This is a genomic window from Paenibacillus macquariensis (assembly GCF_900156375.1).
GTDB lineage: Bacteria > Bacillota > Bacilli > Paenibacillales > Paenibacillaceae > Paenibacillus_AQ > Paenibacillus_AQ macquariensis.
Genome location: NZ_FTNK01000010.1, coordinates 157080 through 173184, shown reverse-complemented (window position 1 = coordinate 173184; position 16105 = coordinate 157080). Strand labels below are relative to the sequence as shown.

Genomic DNA, 16105 nt, shown 5'->3' with positions numbered 1-16105 from the left:
CTGAGATTTAGTTCGTGTGGTTAGAAATTGCAAGCGCCACTCCTTATCTACTTATTATTACTCTCGAAGTGTTTGCAGATATTTTCATAAACAAGACATTTCATTTGATATAATTACTCTGAATTGCTAGAGTTAGATAAAATAATGTCGATTTAAGGGAGACTCATATGAATTATTTAGGAAATGTTTGGAATTGGTTGATATCTATACCCTATTTAGGGGGATTTCTACTTACAGTTGCGATGATTGTAGGACTAAATGAGATAATAGACAAAATATCAGGTCACAATCTCTTGAAACTTCTTACTACCTATTTGACTAAGTTATTTTATTCCAGGACTGATGTCGAACGAAGAAAGTATTATACTGAGTTGGCCTCTGTAGAATTTCAATCGTGGCAAATGAGTGTACTAAGAAAAATATACGGTGAACAAAATATTATCGATCTCTTTGGTGTTTCCTATGCATCTACTGTCTATTATGCAAGTGAAAATTTGTCCTATCCCTATAAGGATTTGGGTGAACTGGAGAGTCCTGAAATTACAGAAAATATGATACTAAGAGGTATTAGTAAAAAGTATTACAAACTAATGGGAAAAACAATCAGAAGACCAAATTTAGCTGGATTTGTTTTAGAATCTTTAAACCTTAATGAATCTGGTCAAATCAGTGGGTTTAAAGCCAAAATAGCTACATATAAACTTAATGTTGCGACAAGTCACGTTTTGGAATATGAATTATATCTTGTCTATAAAAAATATAAAAATGAATTTTTAAGCTGTTCAAAAGATCAAATGATTAAGCAATTGAAATTAAGGAATAACATACATAACGATCAGCTCGAGGAGGAGGTTTTAATAACTGGTAAAGGGAGGTATTCCTTATTAGGCGTTCAAATGTTAGTAATATTTATCACCGAAGATAATGAATACCGTGCATTGGTTATTAAACGATCGGAAGATGTTGCGGTCAGACCAGGTTATTATCAGTTTGTACCTTCAGGAGGATTTGAATTTTATGAAAAAGAAATTAATGAAATAAACACACAAAAGAATTTCGATGTAGAACTAGCTTTATACAGAGAAATGGTTGAGGAAATATTTGGAGAAGTTGAGTTTGAACATAATGATAAGGGAAATCCTGTTGATAATATTTATAAGCATGAAAAGGTTGTTAGTGTGCGTTCATGGCTGAAAGAGGGTCAGGCAAAAATGGAGTTTTTGGGCACAACCATTGATCTCGTAAGTTTAAGACATGAGTTATCTTTCTTATTGCTTATTAATGATAAGCAATTCTCTATGAACAATTTTTATCGTAATCATGAGGCTGATATTATGGAAGAGATAGATATTAGGGAACTAGAGAATCACTTCAAATTAGGAAAGGAACACCTTAACCCCACAAGCGCGAGTTTATTGAAGCTTGCATTGGCTAGTCAAACCTTCAAAGAAATAAACAATACTTCTTCAGTAAGTAATACAGGCTAAGATATTCTCATATGGAACTGTTCAGGTAACATTAAACCTGTAGTACATCAATATAATCCTGATTTGACAATACTTTCTGCCGAGGTTCACTACGTAGCCTTTGTTCTCTTAGAGTCATTTGATAGTTAGAGACATTAATATTAATTAGTACATAATTAAAAATATAAAAGGAGTTATCCTCTTTGGTTAACTCCTTTTGTATAGAAACGATGGGAGTCACCCCTCCTGCAATAAATGGTGCAACTCCATCTCTATTACATGGTGGAGGCCACCCGTATTAATAATCTATCAGTTGTCATTTTATTGTTGGCCGTTGATCTAAGTCTGTTCCCTATAGAGAACTCCAAGACATCGACTTATTCTAACCCAAGCCCACTCTCAACTCTTCGTCCAACCGTTCAAATGCGTTCTTCACCTTATCTTTAGGCACTTCCGCATACAGATCTCCAATACTCACTTCGCTATAACAGGTTGATTCGCTAGTGTTATTCAAATATGGAACTAACCCTACACCTGTTGTCTCATAAATACGGGTCAATATAGGTTCAAGTTGGTCCTTAGGCATCTCAAAATGAACATGAAACATATTAGATACCGGCTCTGCTGGTATTGTTTTAACACCATGGCACTTGTTATATAACGTTGCTAATTCCTTCGCTTCTTCATAATACTGTCCCATCTTATTCACGCGTTGCTTGAAATAATACTCAGAACTAATGATATAAGGATACAGACTAATTAGATCTCCGCCGTGACGTCTTTTCCATACCTTGGATTCTTCCGTGAAATCCTTGTCCCCTACGAGGATCGCTCCTGCAATCCCACCAATCCCCTTGTAAAAGGATACATAAACACTATCAAAGAGTGCACAAATTTCCGCTGCAGTCTTTTGATAAAAGGGTAGAATTTCAAAAAGTCTCGCTCCATCCAGATGCAACTTGATCCCTTGTTCACGGCAATAAGCAGAAATCGCTTCAAGTTCAGCGTAATCCGGTAATTGACCACCAATCTCACGTTGAGGTAATTCAAGTAATAAACAAGCGATATCCTTTGGCATGTTCTGAACATCTTCAAGATTAATTAACCTGTTCTTGTCCGCGAGTAAGGTGGGTTCGATGTGATGCAATTCTTTCAGACCATCTTGTTCATGGATCTCCAAATGGCATAAAGGATGGTAGGCGACGCGCTTCACTCCCTTACGATCACACCATATTCTTAAAGCAATCTGTTGTGCCATCGTTCCACTGGGGAAAAATACCGCGGTTTCCTTCCCTAAATAATCCGCCATTTGATCTTGGAAATCTTCGATTAATTTACCCCTACCATAGATATCACTTGCAAGATTTCCATCAATATTTGCTAAAGCTTCTATTAATACTTGAATGTTTCGTTTGCCATTGCCTCCAAGTTTATAAGCTGTGTCATTAAATGCTTCTACTAAAGACTTCGTGTTCATCCTAAATACAACTCCTTTTCGTATCAACCCTTTATATAAAAAGTATATCCTTTTCTACTTGAGCTGGCGACACTATCCTAAAAAAGCCGACCTCAGGTGGTCGGCTTGGAATTGGCGGAGCAATAAGTGGTGTAAGTTCACCGCCATCTACATATGATGATCAAGGAAATCTATAGTCTTTGAGCATTCAAATCCCCACGACTTCCCACCATGTCTTTTCTTCGATAAATGCCTAATACCATACCCATCACAGCCATTTCAATCATAAGATGACTACCTCCGAAACTCAGGAATGGAAATGGCATTCCCACCATAGGGACAAGCCCAAGTGACATCAACAAACTATATCCCAGCTGGAAGCTAATCATTCCTGCCAACCCCATTCCAAGCGCTCTACCATAAGGCTCCCTTACAGCTCGATTCGACTGAAGAAGCCGCCCAACAAAATACACTAAGCTAAGTAAAATAACAATCCCAAATGCCCAACCAAAACTAGAAATTAGAAAGACAGCAATATTATCGGTCGGAATTTTTGGAATTGCCCTCGTTATTTCTTCCGATATCCCATGACCCCACCAACCTGCCGAGCGAATACTCTCTTCCGCTACACGATACAAATAGCCTGACCCTTGAGGGTCCCTCTCGGGATTTAAAAATGCAAATAAAGCTTCCATTGGATAATCCTTTTTTATTATACCTAGAAACATTAATAGTCCCATCCCTATGCCATGTATCCCTATTACCCACCAATTTCTTGTCATGAACAAGAGAAGTAGAAGGTAACCCGCTAAATATAGCATCAAATTACTCAACGTTGAAAAAGATAGAAATAGAACCGCGGGGACAACTAACAAGGTAGTGGTCGTTAGCAACCAGAACCACTTATGATTCTTCCAATTCATGATCATGCCCGGTGCTGCAACCATCAACAAATAGGGGCTACTACCAAACCAGTCAATGGAGATGAAGTAAAACCGCCAATAACTGCTTCCGTTCACAGTAATCCCTAACAGTTCGGTTAATATCATGCCTACGATAATGACAGCGTATAAAGCAAAGGAAACAGATCTTATCTTCAGGTAATTAAAAAAATAGAAGAAACCCATGAGTACCATACCCAAACATATGGCCACTAATTTTGAATTAGCATACTGCCAACCACTGCCTCCTATCATGGCTTGTCCTACCGCAAACATCGCAATAATCCCTAATATCACAAACATCAAGACACCCACTAACAATCCCCAATGCATCCTTGGACGATGTACTGAATGCAGTCCATCTCCCACTTCTGTAGGACTTCCCATCTGGCGAATAGCCCAAAGTACGGCTTCATCTCGTTCCATTCCATCTTCTTCTCGTTCCAACACAAGCTCTTCTAGGTGATTCTCCAACTCATGCCGAATATCCCGATGGGCTGCTTGTGAACGGACTCGGGAGCATACGTCATTGAGGTATGCTCGAATCGCTTCATGTTTGCGAATCATAGGGTTCCCTCCCCGATCACGTTATCGACAGCATTTCGGAATAATGCCCACTCTGCCTTCTTCTTACTTAACTGTCCTCTGCCCGTCTCGGTAAGACGATAATATTTACGTTTGCGGCCTTCAACTTGAGACCAATAAGCCTCTACCCAATTTTCTGTCTCCATCGCGTGTAGAATCGGGTATAACGTTCCTTCTTTAAGTACAAATACGCCATCAGAACAACGTTCTAATTCCTTAATTAACTCATAGCCATATAGATCTTGACGCGCTAGTAGCGTAAGCACTAAGGTGCCTGTACTACCTTTCAGCATTTCTTTTGGAACACTCATTCTTATGAACTCCTCCCGCCACTCCATACCTTGGATCACTATGCATATGTATTCTAGGTATAGAATAACGTAAGTGCAGTGGATTGTCCACTGTGGATCAATTAACAATTTATTCTAATTAAAAGCAATGGACTTATACAGCCACAGTCCCATGTACAGCAAACCTCATAGAAAAACTCTAAAAATCGATATAGATTGCATAAAAACTGGTCAAGTATTCCATATTACCTTTATCTCATAAAAGTTCTGTACATTATTTTGTCACGTTATTGCGTTAATTGTTAGATCGTGCCTTACCGAGGTGAAAATTTGTTAACGCTGTGCTACAATATTGGAATTGCGCAACGGCAATCATTAAGGGAGGTTTATTGAATCGCCATGCTAATTATCGGTATCGCAGGCGGCACCGGCTCCGGAAAGACTACGGTAGCTCGCTCCGTCATTGAACGTCTTGGATCAGATAAAATAACTTTTATATCTCAAGATAACTATTATAAGGACCATTCACATCTCAGCATGGCTGAACGCGAATCGATTAATTACGATCATCCGCTCGCTTTCGACAATGAACTGCTCATTAAGCACCTTAGTTGTGTGAAAAGTGGCCAAACCGCACACGCTCCAGTATATGACTTCACGGTTCATGCTCGTTCCGTAACCGAAACGGTAGAGCTTAAGCCTAACAATATCTTCATTCTCGAAGGGCTTCATCTACTATCTGATGAGAACCTCCGAAACATGATCGATATCAAGGTATTCGTCGATACAGATCCTGACGTTCGTATCCTTCGTCGAGTGCTTCGAGATATCGAAGAACGCGGTCGTACGATACGATCGATCCACAATCAATATTTGAATACGGTTAAGCCGATGCACGAAGCGTTCATCGAGCCATCTAAGAAATATGCAGACTTGATCATCCCCCAAGGTGGACATAATGAAGTTGGCATTCAAATGTTGTCTATTCTGACTGAGAAATACTTAACGGGCGACCGAGTATAGGTCACATTTCATGGCAACATATTTCTCAGGTTCGAGCGGATTCCACCGGCCCCAAGATGCTATATCGTAGCGAGAACTCCCATATTTACAATGAAATAGGTAGATCCGTTGATCTACCGCAGTTACAGGCTGTCGAGAACACACTCGACAGTCTTTTTTATTATTTTCACACGGTTACATACGCCAGACTGAACTTACCCAAAATGACTGTAATGTGAATGATTACAGTAGAACTTGCACATTTCCTATCCTATACCATAAGATTAAGACATTAACGCTGTAACGGATTATAAGAGAATACATATCAGGAGGTGTGCGATGACATACCATGTGGACATACAATTTCATCCAATTCACGAGTTGATGAATAGCCTACATTCTTTTATTTGCAAGAAATCCTATAAAAAAACCGAATTAGGTTCCTCATGGGCTAAAGAAACAGAAAGTCAGTTATCAGCGGAACTTACCTCTCGCTTAGAGGCTACAGAATTAAACAATGATTGGAAAGCAATGTATTTGCTCATTCATTTATGTCCACATAAGGAAAGTGTAGTAAGCGTTCTTAAATGGATTGACGGACTATCCATAGGCCAAATCTATGAAGCTCTTTCTGAATATGTTAATACCTTTCCGAGTAATATGAACGATTACCGCAACCAGATCATGTATCTGCTATCTGAATGGAATCTTCAGTATTTCAGTCGATGTAGTCCCACCATCTTGGAAGCTTTACAACAACACTCCGATGATAAAAAGCTTGAATTAGCGCAAAGTCAGAATACCTCAGAAGTTGTGAATACAACAACAAATGGTTTTTATTTCGTTCCTGTAGAAGGCTTAGAAACCGTGGTACTTGTGCCCCAGTATCATTTCCAACCTGCTAATATTATCTACTCTTATGGGAAATTGACGTTATGCCAGTATGCATCCAGGATATCACTTGGAGAAGAGAATGATATATCGGCATATATGTATCGGACGATCAGAAGTTTAGGGGAAAAAAGTAGATTAAAGATATTGCAATCTCTACACGGTGAACGTAAAACCTTTACAGAAATCGTAAAAAGTGCAGGGTTATCCAAGGGTATTGTTCATGATCATATATTTAACCTTCGCAGTTCAGGTTTACTCCATGCTTATATCGAAGGGGAGAATGTAACTGATTATAGTCTACGACTTGAAGGAATTCGTCATATGAATAACCAAATACTCGATTTTTTGCAACCATAACCACATACATATACATTGATTGAAAGACTAAGTCCTCTCACTGCAAGAAGTAAATTTCCCTTTACAAGGGGTACACTTCAAAGCGTGATTAGGCTTCTTTTTTTCGTTAAAATTTCACAAGCTTCTCTTCGTAGAGAAATATTTAACAGTTCTCTATTTACAGAACTTAATTTAGTTTCTATAATATACCTTATCGAGCGTTAATCACACTTAACGGATCGGAATTATTATTTAAAGATGTACATAAAATTTATAGGGATATGGGGATGAAATCATGAAAAGAGGTATTTTTTTATTAACGTCATTACTGATTGCTAGTTCATTGTTGGTGTCAGCTTGCTCGAATAACAATAGCAGTAGTAATTCTGCTAGCAATACGAAATCAACAACAGTACCGGCGACTACAACTCAGGAGACTCCTGCTAGTACTGTTGTTGGGCTTACAGAACCTTTCACAGCGACTGACTTATCCAAGCTTCCTGCTGTCGCACAAAAACGTACAGATACCATCATTGTTGGATTAACGGATCCAAGTGGCGCATTCACTCCTTATTTCCAACAAAGTGGATATGACGGAAATGTATCCTCCTTACTATACGCATCCCTTATAAATGTAGATGATAAGGGACTCCCTGTTCCTGAACTTGCAGAAAGTTGGGATATATCTGACGATGCGCTCACCTACACCTTCCACCTAAAGAGTGACTTGAAATTCAGCGATGGATCACCACTAACGGCAGATGATGTAGCCTTTACATGGACGATTCTTCACGATAAGGCGTATGACGGAGATTCCCAAGTGCTTACTCTAAATGTTGTAGGCGGTGCAGCGTATAAAGCGGGTACAGCTACAACCATTACAGGCATAAAAGTCACTGATCCGAAGACGATTTCCGTTACGTTAGAGAAGCCTAATGCCACAGCCTTAGTAACACTTGGTTCGAATGTGTTATCTAAAGCCTATTATGGTAAGGATTATAAATTCGGTCAGTTAGATTACATCAAGAAACTTCATGAGAAACCAGTAGGTAACGGTCCTTACACGTTAGAGAAGTTCATTCCTGGTCAAGAAGTTCGATTCGTAGCCAATGAATATTATTACAAAGGAAAACCCGCGACTGAACATTTCATATATAAAACGACGGAAGGTGACGTGTGGCAGTTCGTTGAGACTGGAGAAGTGGACTACGCTTCCTTTAGTGCAACACAAGAAAACATCGACAAGCTAAAAGGATTAGGCTACCTAAACGTTATTCCTTATACACCAAGTTCGTACGGTTATTTACAAGCGAACTTAGAGCATGAACAGCTTAAAGATAAAGCGGTAAGACAAGCGATTACATATGGTCTTGATCGCAAAAGTATTTATGTTGATGCTAGCCAAGGGGCAGGTTCTGTGGCAAATATCCCAGCTTCACCGATATCATGGTCCTATACGGAAGAAGGCATTAATCCATACAACTATGATCCCGAGAAAGCGAAGGAATTGCTTGATGGAGCAGGTTGGACCGTTGGAGCTGGTGGCATTCGTGAGAAAGATGGTAAACCATTGTCCATTCACTTCCTAGGTTCCAAGAGTAAGAATACAGATATATTTATCGCTGTAGCGAAGGAAAATTTCGAAGCACTGGGCATAAAGTTCGAACCTGAAGTGTTCGCAGACTTTAACTCCCTAGTGTCCAAAGTTGAAGGTGGAGATTACGACCTCGTATCCTTCTCTACACCAATGCTGACTGATCCATCGGATGGTCTCCTACAATTCCTAAATGGAGAAATTAAAGGCTATGACAATCCGAAATTCAAAGAGTTATATGACAAAGGACTCGCTACAACAGATATCGAAGAACGCAAAAAAATATACACCGAACTATACCAACTTCTAAATGATGAGCTGCCTGTCATTTTTACAAGTTATAAGAAAACCGTTTATGCATACAATGGCCGAATTGAGAATGTTACTGTGAGTCCTTTCATTGGTCTTGCAGGCAGTCTACCTAATTGGTCCCTGAAGTAGAAAATAGGTAGCCCTTGTCTTGATGGCAGGGGCTGCCAACATAAGGAGTCGATCATGAGCACTTATTTATCGAAAAGGTTGATCTATATGTTCGTTATTTTATTTGCTGCTTCATTACTCATATTTTGCCTATATGCACTGACACCCGGAGACTTCATTAGCGGGAATATTAAATTATCACCAGAACGTAAAGCTGAGCTTAGAGATATCTATGGCTTAAATAAACCTCTACTCGAACGTTATGGAATATGGATGTCTAATGCATTTCGTGGTGATTTCGGATTTTCTCTAGCACAACAAAAACCGGTTCTTCAGCTATTTAACGAGTATATATGGAATTCCTTTTTGCTAGCTGTCGTATCCACGTTTCTGACATGGGTCATTGCAGTTATCGTAGGGGTTATTTCTGCGTATAAGCAATATTCTTGGTTCGATACACTCGTTATGGTGGCTATCTTCGCAGCGATGTCTATTCCATCTTTCTTTATCGGCTTATTTCTTATTAAAATTCTGGCTGTTGATTTGAAATGGTTACCTCCAGGTGGCATGCTTACGACCGGAAGTAACGCTACAGGTATTGCTTATTTGAAGGAAGTCATCCATCATATGACGCTTCCTGTCATTGTCATGACGCTACTTGGTGTAGGGTCATTAACCCGTTATTTCCGCAGTAACATGATCGACGTCATTAAACAAGATTATATACGTACTGCTCGAGCGAAAGGCCTTACAGAGCGTAAAGTGTTATTTACACATGCGCTTCGCAACGCGCTTCTGCCAGCTATCACACTCGTTGGATTCGAACTTCCAGCACTCTTTGGAGGATCACTTATTATTGAGAAAATATTTAATTGGCCGGGAATCGGACAGCTCTATATGCAATCTTTCGGATTGAGGGATTATCCCTTGCTCATGGGATTTACGATGTTTATTGCTATTCTAACCGTCCTCGGAACGCTTATATCGGACATTTTGTACCATGTCGCCGATCCGCGTGTCCGATTACAGTGAGGAGGCTTGAGTTATGATAACGACCCCAAATAAATTAGTGAACGTTAAGAGAACCAAGGATTCACCTGTGAAATCTTCATTGTTCAAACAATCGATACGTAAATTAAGCAAAAATAAGTTAGCTGTATCTGGCTTTGTCGTCGTGATCTTTATGTTTGTGGCTTGCTTCATCGGACCCTTATTCTCTCCGTACACAGATAACAAAATCAACATGGCTATGATGAATAAAGCACCTCATTTAAAGCATTGGCTTGGTACAGATGCACTAGGTAGAGATGTGTTGACGCGCGTGTTACAGGCTGGACGAATCTCTCTGACTGTAGGTCTAGCATCGATGATGCTCTCGGTATTTATCGGTTCTTTGCTTGGTGCACTAGCTGGATATTATCGTGGCATTGTCGATCAGATTATTATGCGTATTGCAGATTTGCTGTTAACTATTCCGAGTCTTCCGCTCCTATTCATATTCGGTGCATTGTTATCCGAATGGAAAATCCCAACGGATTATCGCATGTACATCGTTATGCTGATGTTAAGCTTCGTGGGTTGGCCGGGACTCGCTCGAATGGTACGAGGACAGATGCTTAGTCTTCGTGAACGTGAATTCATGCAGGCCGCTGTAGTCCTTGGTTTACGTGACCGGCGCAAGTTATTCAATCATTTATTACCGAATATCGTGCCCTTATTAATCGTAATTGCGACCCTCAACATCGGGGGGTCGATTCTTAGTGAATCTGTCCTTAGCTTCTTTGGTCTCGGCGTAATGCCTCCAACCCCAACATGGGGAAATATGATTGATGCTGCTAACAATATGATCGATTTCCAAGAGCGTCCATGGCTGTGGATTCCACCAGGATTCTCAATATTTGCTACGGTTATAGCCATTAACATATTCGGCGACGGACTTAGAGATGTACTCGATCCTAAACAGAAGAGGTAGGTGAATACAGCCCATGGACAATTCAATTCAGATAGATCACCTCAGTACGTACTTTTATACCGAAGAAGGTGCTGTCAAAGCCGTTGATGATGTTAGTTTTCGTGTACCTCTTGGACAGACCGTATGCATTGTAGGGGAATCAGGCTGTGGTAAAAGTGTTACCGCAATGTCTATTATGGGACTGGTAGAGGAACCCGGAGGTAAGGTTATCTCCGGTAAGATCGATTTCGTTGGCGAAGATTTGCTGAAGTTGGATAAACATAGTTTACGAAGTATTCGTGGAAATGAAATCGCCATGATTTTTCAAGAACCGATGTCCTCGCTGAATCCAGTCATGAAGATTGGTGAGCAAATAATGGAGCCACTGATTATCCATCTGAAGATGAATAAGAAGATAGCCCGTGCACGAGCTATAGAATTAATAGAACAAGTGGGCATTTCCCGTCCGGAGCAAATTGCTGATTCTTATCCGCACGAACTCAGTGGAGGCATGCTACAACGGATTATGATTGCAATCGCAATCTCCTGTAATCCTAAGCTATTGATTGCAGATGAACCTACCACAGCACTTGATGTGACGATACAAGCTCAAATACTAGATATGCTACGTGAAATTAAAACAGATTCTAATATGTCCACTTTGCTCATTACACATGATCTTGGTGTCGTGGCTGAAATGGCTGATTACGTAATCGTAATGTATTCTGGCAAAATCGTTGAAGAGGGTGAAGTTGTCGAACTATTCGAACGACCTAAACATCCCTACACGAAGGGGCTTCTGAAATCTAAACCTATTATTAATCAACGATTAGAAGAATTATATTCGATCCCTGGTCAGGTGCCCAATCCGCTTGATTTACAAGAATCTTGCTATTTCCATGATCGCTGTGAGCACTGTATGTCGATTTGTCAGACGAAACAGCCGCAGTTACAAGAAGTTGGCAATCAACAAAAGGTTGCTTGCTGGCTCTATGAGGAGGCGGTTTCTCATGTCTGAACCTTTACTAGAAGTCAGTCATTTGAAGAAATATTTCCCAATCACCAAAGGTTTGCTCAACCGTACCGTAGGTCATGTTAAAGCAGTAGATGATATCAGTATTACGCTTCAGCCTGGCGAAACCTTTGGTCTGGTTGGTGAATCCGGTAGCGGTAAGAGTACCGTAGGCCGTACCATTCTACGTCTTACGGATAAAACCGCTGGAGAAATTAAGTTTAAAGGATTAGATATTCACTCTCTTAGTCCCTCTGAACTTCGTGCAATCCGGCCCAAAATGCAATTGATCTTTCAGGATCCTTATAGCTCGCTTAACCCGAGAGTTCGTGTCGGCGATGCTATCGGTGAGGCTTTATTGGACCACGGATTCGCGTCAAAGGGAGAAGTTCGTGATCGGGTATTGGACGCTCTTGTCTCGTGTGGCTTGTCCTCGTACCATATTGATCGATTCCCACACGAATTCTCGGGCGGACAACGTCAACGGATTGGTATAGCTCGTGCGCTCGTTCTTAATCCCGAGCTCATTATTGCTGACGAACCTGTATCAGCACTAGATGTTTCCATTCAAGCACAAATCATTAACTTGTTTAGCAAGTTACAAGAGACACGAGGGTTAGCCTATTTATTCATATCCCATGATCTAAGTGTTGTGGAGCATTTGTGCTCCAGAATTGGTGTGATGTATTTAGGTTCTATGGTAGAGACAGCCTCCAGAGATGAGCTATTTCGTAACCCGCTTCATCCTTATACTAAGGCCCTTCTGTCAGCTGTACCCGTTCCAATTCCGAAGTTTAAGAGAGATCGGATTGTCCTTAAGGGTGATATTCCGAGTCCTGCTAATCCACCATCTGGCTGTAAATTTCACACTCGGTGTCCTTATGCAGTGGACATTTGTAAGGAACAGATACCAGAGTTCCGTGAAGTAGGCAGTCAGCATTATGTTGCTTGTCATTTAGTATAGAAAAAAGGAGTTTACACCCACGTGTAAACTCCTTTTTCATTATTCAAATGACAGGATGAAGTTCGAAGATTACCGTCATTCGGAGAGATCTGAGGATTCCTCACTTATTGTTAAGGCATCGTTACTAAGAACGGCTTAACGGTATTGGCGAAATTATAATTGCTCGTCTTATCCCAGTTAATGGACCACGTCATTGCACCACGAATATCCGGATATTTGGCTACTGGTTTGTAAGTTCCACAACCATTACCCGTTGCCAAGCAGTTCAATGCATTGTTCACGACACTAGGTGTGACATACCCACCTCCAGCTGCAGAAGTTACGGCAGGAACACCCAATCCCAATTTTGAAGGTGCAATCCACTGTAATGTCAGATCAGAAAGTGCTGTCAAGAAATTGATTGTACCTTGGGAATAACACTGTCCATCGCGACCTAACATACAACCTGAATTGTAATACTGAATATTCACAACGGTAGTGATATCCTTCAGATTATTGTAGAGCTGCATATAGGACGTACTCGCAGATTGCATGTCGATCGTTTGCGGAGCCATGGTTAGGATGAATCCCGAACCAAATTGTTGCTGAATCTGACGAACCGCAGTTGTTAGATTCGCCACATTCATGCCACTCTCCAGATCGATATCAATACCATCCAGCCCGTACTGAGTAATCAGACCCGACATACTGGTAACAAAATTGGATACATTCGGTGAGGCACTACCTAGATTGATATTACCTTCCGCTCCACCTATGGAAAGAATAACTTTCTTCCCTTGTGCTCGCTTCGCCTGAATATCGCTATTCAAATTAGCATTCGTATACCCACCAAGGGCAGTAGATAGTTTAGAATCTACATTAAAGGTAACACCACCCGGTTTCGCTGTATCCATATCTGCAAAGGACAGAACGATAATATCATATTGGCTTGGTACGTCGCTTAATTTCAAGTCGGTAGAGCCATTAGTGAAATTATGCCAGTATCCTGTAAGTGTATGTTTAGGTAGCGTGCTCCCACCACCTCCACCTGTACCTTGCGTTGTTGCATTAACTGCTGCACTTGCAGCGGATAGATTACCTGCAGCATCCTTAGCTACGATTGAGAAAGAATATGCCGTGCTGACGGCAAGCCCTGTTACCGTAGCCGTTGTCCCTGTTACCGTTTGTACAAACGTTGTGCCTTTGTATACGTCATACCCCGTAACACCTACATTATCTGTGGATGCCGTCCAAGACAATGAAACGCTCGATGAAGTGGTCTCCGTGACAGACACATTCGTTGGAACCGTTGGTGCTTGGGTATCTCCACCGACGACAACAGCTGTTGTCGCACTAACTTGGTTACTGAATGCAGACACGTTACCTGCGGCATCTTTCGCTTTTATTTTATACGTATACGTTGTATTTGCGCTGAGTCCTGTATTGGTATATGTGAGCGTGCTACCCGAAACGTTGCCAAGTAATGTGGAACCCTGATATACATCGTAACCCGTTACGCCGACATTATCCGTTGAAGTATTCCAAGCCAGTGTTACGCTAGATGTTGTCGTGCCCGTCGCTTGTAGGTTAGTAGGAGCCGAAGGTGCTTGGGTATCACCGCCGCCTCCACCCGGAACGAGCTGCCAAAGAGCAGGGACAACAGGCGGTTCCCAACCGCTCAGAGACGTATGCGGTTGAATATCCTTGTACGTATTTCCGGCATACGTAACCGTATCATTTAGAGCGTAAGATACATTAGGTGCCCAAGCCCCCCGATCAGCAGCAAAAGCCATAGACGGCAACAGTCCAACAAATACAACTAAAATAATCATAAGCGGAAGTGCTCTTCTGAATCCTTTTACTCTTCCTATGAATACTTTTCTCATATCATCGCCTCCTACAATTTGGTTCTTACCGTTTCTTAAGCCCAAGTGGGCAATAGCAAATACACCTCCCCATTCACAAGAAATACATCATGTAAGCGTAGAAGTTAAGCAAGTAACTGGCAGTGCCCTAGACGCAGCGTATATTAAAAATGCAGCATGCACAGGAGTAGCAGGGATACGATCAAATAGTAGAAAGTATAGGAGTTGTTCTAAGACGAATCCGTGGTGTAATCATGAAGAGAAAGGAGATAGAGTGGATTGAACAACTACGAAACTTAGTGGAGAATGAATTAGACAGCGCTTACATGAAGTGGGGGTAAGAACTCGCTTTATTCTGCTTGACCCTTGTATGGCGTTACCCCATTTATCTAAAATCTTAGATGTTCAAAAGTTGGACAAACTTACAACATACAGTAATTGTAATTCACTGGAAGTATTTGGTCTATAGATCTATAGTTGCGATTTATTTACATTTATTTAAATTGTAATAGGCTATAAGCATGATGAAATAACGAATCATCCTGCTTATAGCCTCCTAGTACGTACGTTTCTTATTCTCTTACCACCGTATTGTTCGGATCACATCCGTCATGATCTGCTGATGATTGGAATGCGTTGACCATTGCTCTATTTCATTGATGATGCGTTCTAGACTCGTGTATCCCTTAGCCAGTCCATTTAATCGAGCGACTAATGTTGCATTCACAAGGTCATCATGAGAAGAATAGAGCATACCTAACTTCTCGAGGGCATCCGGGTATCTCTTCAAATGGTACTTTTGATGCTTATCCTCAGCTAGATGGAACCCGGAATAAGGCGCAATCGATGTTAATGTCTCTCCCTTGCCCTCTTCGGTCACCCGCTGTATGATACTTCTCTGCTCCTCATCATGATACAACAATAGCGACATATACTGACGCCCTTTATAATCATTAATATTCACTGGGTTATGATGATTCCAGAACACATTCAAGATGTCTTCCAAAGAGATCTTATCCGGTTCAAAGTCCATTTCAACGATCTCCGTATGATCACCCATTTGACGATAGGTCGGGTGAGATGTGGTGCCACCAGCATATCCAACACGCGTCCTAATCACACCGGGTAGATGCCCAAATAAAGCATCAGGACCCCAAAAGCAGCCCATTCCAAGCGATATCGTGTGGAACGAATTATCCATTTTGGAAGGTTCCGTGATGTTATGTTGTGATCCTTGATTCACGTCATTACCTCCTTCGTGCACAAGTTAGGGAACCGATATCAAAAAACCTATTCTTGTATGACCATGTCAAAAAGGGCATGAAAAGCAAAAAAGGATAGAGTCTCAGA

The 16105-nt window shown here is 41.0% G+C and carries 13 protein-coding genes; 8 read left to right on the top strand and 5 right to left on the bottom strand.

Translation table 11 applies throughout. From position 1 onward, the window contains the following. Positions 1 to 167: 167 nt before the first annotated feature. Positions 168 to 1487 (top strand): hypothetical protein, encoded by a 1320-nt coding sequence (locus BW961_RS18280; RefSeq protein ID WP_068579982.1) that lies wholly within the window; start codon positions 168 to 170, stop codon positions 1485 to 1487. 361 nt (positions 1488 to 1848) lie between these two features. Here BW961_RS18280 and BW961_RS18270 read toward each other — a convergent pair whose 3' ends face one another. From BW961_RS18270 to BW961_RS18260, 3 genes are all read right to left on the bottom strand, one after another. Continuing rightward, positions 1849 to 2943 (bottom strand): threonine aldolase family protein, encoded by a 1095-nt coding sequence (locus BW961_RS18270; protein ID WP_068579978.1) that lies wholly within the window; start codon positions 2941 to 2943, stop codon positions 1849 to 1851. A gap of 170 nt (positions 2944 to 3113) precedes the next feature. Then, complete coding sequence (locus tag BW961_RS18265; protein WP_068579976.1) at positions 3114 to 4430, bottom strand: FtsW/RodA/SpoVE family cell cycle protein; 1317 nt, start codon at positions 4428 to 4430, stop codon at positions 3114 to 3116. Continuing rightward, entirely contained in the window at positions 4427 to 4759 is a 333-nt protein-coding gene (locus BW961_RS18260; RefSeq protein WP_068579974.1) for a PadR family transcriptional regulator, read from the bottom strand. The genes BW961_RS18265 and BW961_RS18260 overlap by 4 nt, the downstream gene beginning before the upstream one ends. Positions 4760 to 5137: 378 nt before the next feature. Between BW961_RS18260 and udk the strand changes: the two genes are divergently transcribed. The 7 genes from udk to BW961_RS18225 all read left to right on the top strand — a co-directional run bounded on the left by udk (position 5138) and on the right by BW961_RS18225 (position 12911). Then, complete coding sequence (udk, locus tag BW961_RS18255; RefSeq protein ID WP_068579972.1) at positions 5138 to 5761, top strand: uridine kinase; 624 nt, start codon at positions 5138 to 5140, stop codon at positions 5759 to 5761. A 318-nt stretch (positions 5762 to 6079) separates the two neighbouring features. Beyond that, positions 6080 to 6991, top strand: coding sequence for an ArsR/SmtB family transcription factor (locus BW961_RS18250; protein WP_068579970.1), 912 nt, complete (start codon positions 6080 to 6082; stop codon positions 6989 to 6991). A gap of 274 nt (positions 6992 to 7265) precedes the next feature. Further along, positions 7266 to 9005, top strand: coding sequence for an ABC transporter substrate-binding protein (locus BW961_RS18245; protein WP_068579969.1), 1740 nt, complete (start codon positions 7266 to 7268; stop codon positions 9003 to 9005). Positions 9006 to 9059: 54 nt separating this feature from the next. Beyond that, positions 9060 to 10016, top strand: a complete 957-nt coding sequence (locus tag BW961_RS18240; RefSeq protein ID WP_068579967.1) for an ABC transporter permease — start codon at positions 9060 to 9062, stop codon at positions 10014 to 10016. 13 nt (positions 10017 to 10029) lie between these two features. After that, positions 10030 to 10956, top strand: coding sequence for an oligopeptide ABC transporter permease (opp4C, locus tag BW961_RS18235; RefSeq protein ID WP_068579966.1), 927 nt, complete (start codon positions 10030 to 10032; stop codon positions 10954 to 10956). A 13-nt stretch (positions 10957 to 10969) separates the two neighbouring features. Next, complete coding sequence (locus BW961_RS18230) at positions 10970 to 11953, top strand: ABC transporter ATP-binding protein (RefSeq protein ID WP_068579965.1); 984 nt, start codon at positions 10970 to 10972, stop codon at positions 11951 to 11953. After that, positions 11946 to 12911 (top strand): ABC transporter ATP-binding protein, encoded by a 966-nt coding sequence (locus BW961_RS18225; RefSeq protein WP_068579964.1) that lies wholly within the window; start codon positions 11946 to 11948, stop codon positions 12909 to 12911. Before BW961_RS18230 ends, BW961_RS18225 begins: the two co-directional genes overlap by 8 nt. Before the next feature lie 110 nt (positions 12912 to 13021). Here the strand turns inward: BW961_RS18225 and BW961_RS18220 are convergent, their stop codons facing one another. Continuing rightward, the gene (locus tag BW961_RS18220; protein ID WP_068579962.1) at positions 13022 to 14776 is read right to left on the bottom strand and encodes a fibronectin type III domain-containing protein; all 1755 of its coding nucleotides are present in this window, start codon (positions 14774 to 14776) and stop codon (positions 13022 to 13024) included. Positions 14777 to 15335: 559 nt separating this feature from the next. Beyond that, positions 15336 to 15956 (bottom strand): peptide-methionine (S)-S-oxide reductase MsrA, encoded by a 621-nt coding sequence (locus tag BW961_RS18215; RefSeq protein WP_068580062.1) that lies wholly within the window; start codon positions 15954 to 15956, stop codon positions 15336 to 15338. Positions 15957 to 16105 lie beyond the last annotated feature (149 nt).

Excerpts from the sequence above, each read along its gene's own strand:
- BW961_RS18265 (WP_068579976.1), bottom strand. The coding sequence starts at position 4,430 with ATGATTCGCAAACATGAAGCGATTCGAGCATACCTCAATGACGTATGC.
- BW961_RS18220 (WP_068579962.1), bottom strand. The coding sequence starts at position 14,776 with ATGAGAAAAGTATTCATAGGAAGAGTAAAAGGATTCAGAAGAGCACTT.
- BW961_RS18225 (WP_068579964.1), top strand. The coding sequence starts at position 11,946 with ATGTCTGAACCTTTACTAGAAGTCAGTCATTTGAAGAAATATTTCCCA.
- BW961_RS18260 (WP_068579974.1), bottom strand. The coding sequence starts at position 4,759 with ATGAGTGTTCCAAAAGAAATGCTGAAAGGTAGTACAGGCACCTTAGTG.
- BW961_RS18215 (WP_068580062.1), bottom strand. The coding sequence starts at position 15,956 with ATGGATAATTCGTTCCACACGATATCGCTTGGAATGGGCTGCTTTTGG.
- BW961_RS18245 (WP_068579969.1), top strand. The coding sequence starts at position 7,266 with ATGAAAAGAGGTATTTTTTTATTAACGTCATTACTGATTGCTAGTTCA.
- udk (WP_068579972.1), top strand. The coding sequence starts at position 5,138 with ATGCTAATTATCGGTATCGCAGGCGGCACCGGCTCCGGAAAGACTACG.
- BW961_RS18270 (WP_068579978.1), bottom strand. The coding sequence starts at position 2,943 with ATGAACACGAAGTCTTTAGTAGAAGCATTTAATGACACAGCTTATAAA.
- BW961_RS18280 (WP_068579982.1), top strand. The coding sequence starts at position 168 with ATGAATTATTTAGGAAATGTTTGGAATTGGTTGATATCTATACCCTAT.
- BW961_RS18250 (WP_068579970.1), top strand. The coding sequence starts at position 6,080 with ATGACATACCATGTGGACATACAATTTCATCCAATTCACGAGTTGATG.
- BW961_RS18240 (WP_068579967.1), top strand. The coding sequence starts at position 9,060 with ATGAGCACTTATTTATCGAAAAGGTTGATCTATATGTTCGTTATTTTA.
- opp4C (WP_068579966.1), top strand. The coding sequence starts at position 10,030 with ATGATAACGACCCCAAATAAATTAGTGAACGTTAAGAGAACCAAGGAT.
- BW961_RS18230 (WP_068579965.1), top strand. The coding sequence starts at position 10,970 with ATGGACAATTCAATTCAGATAGATCACCTCAGTACGTACTTTTATACC.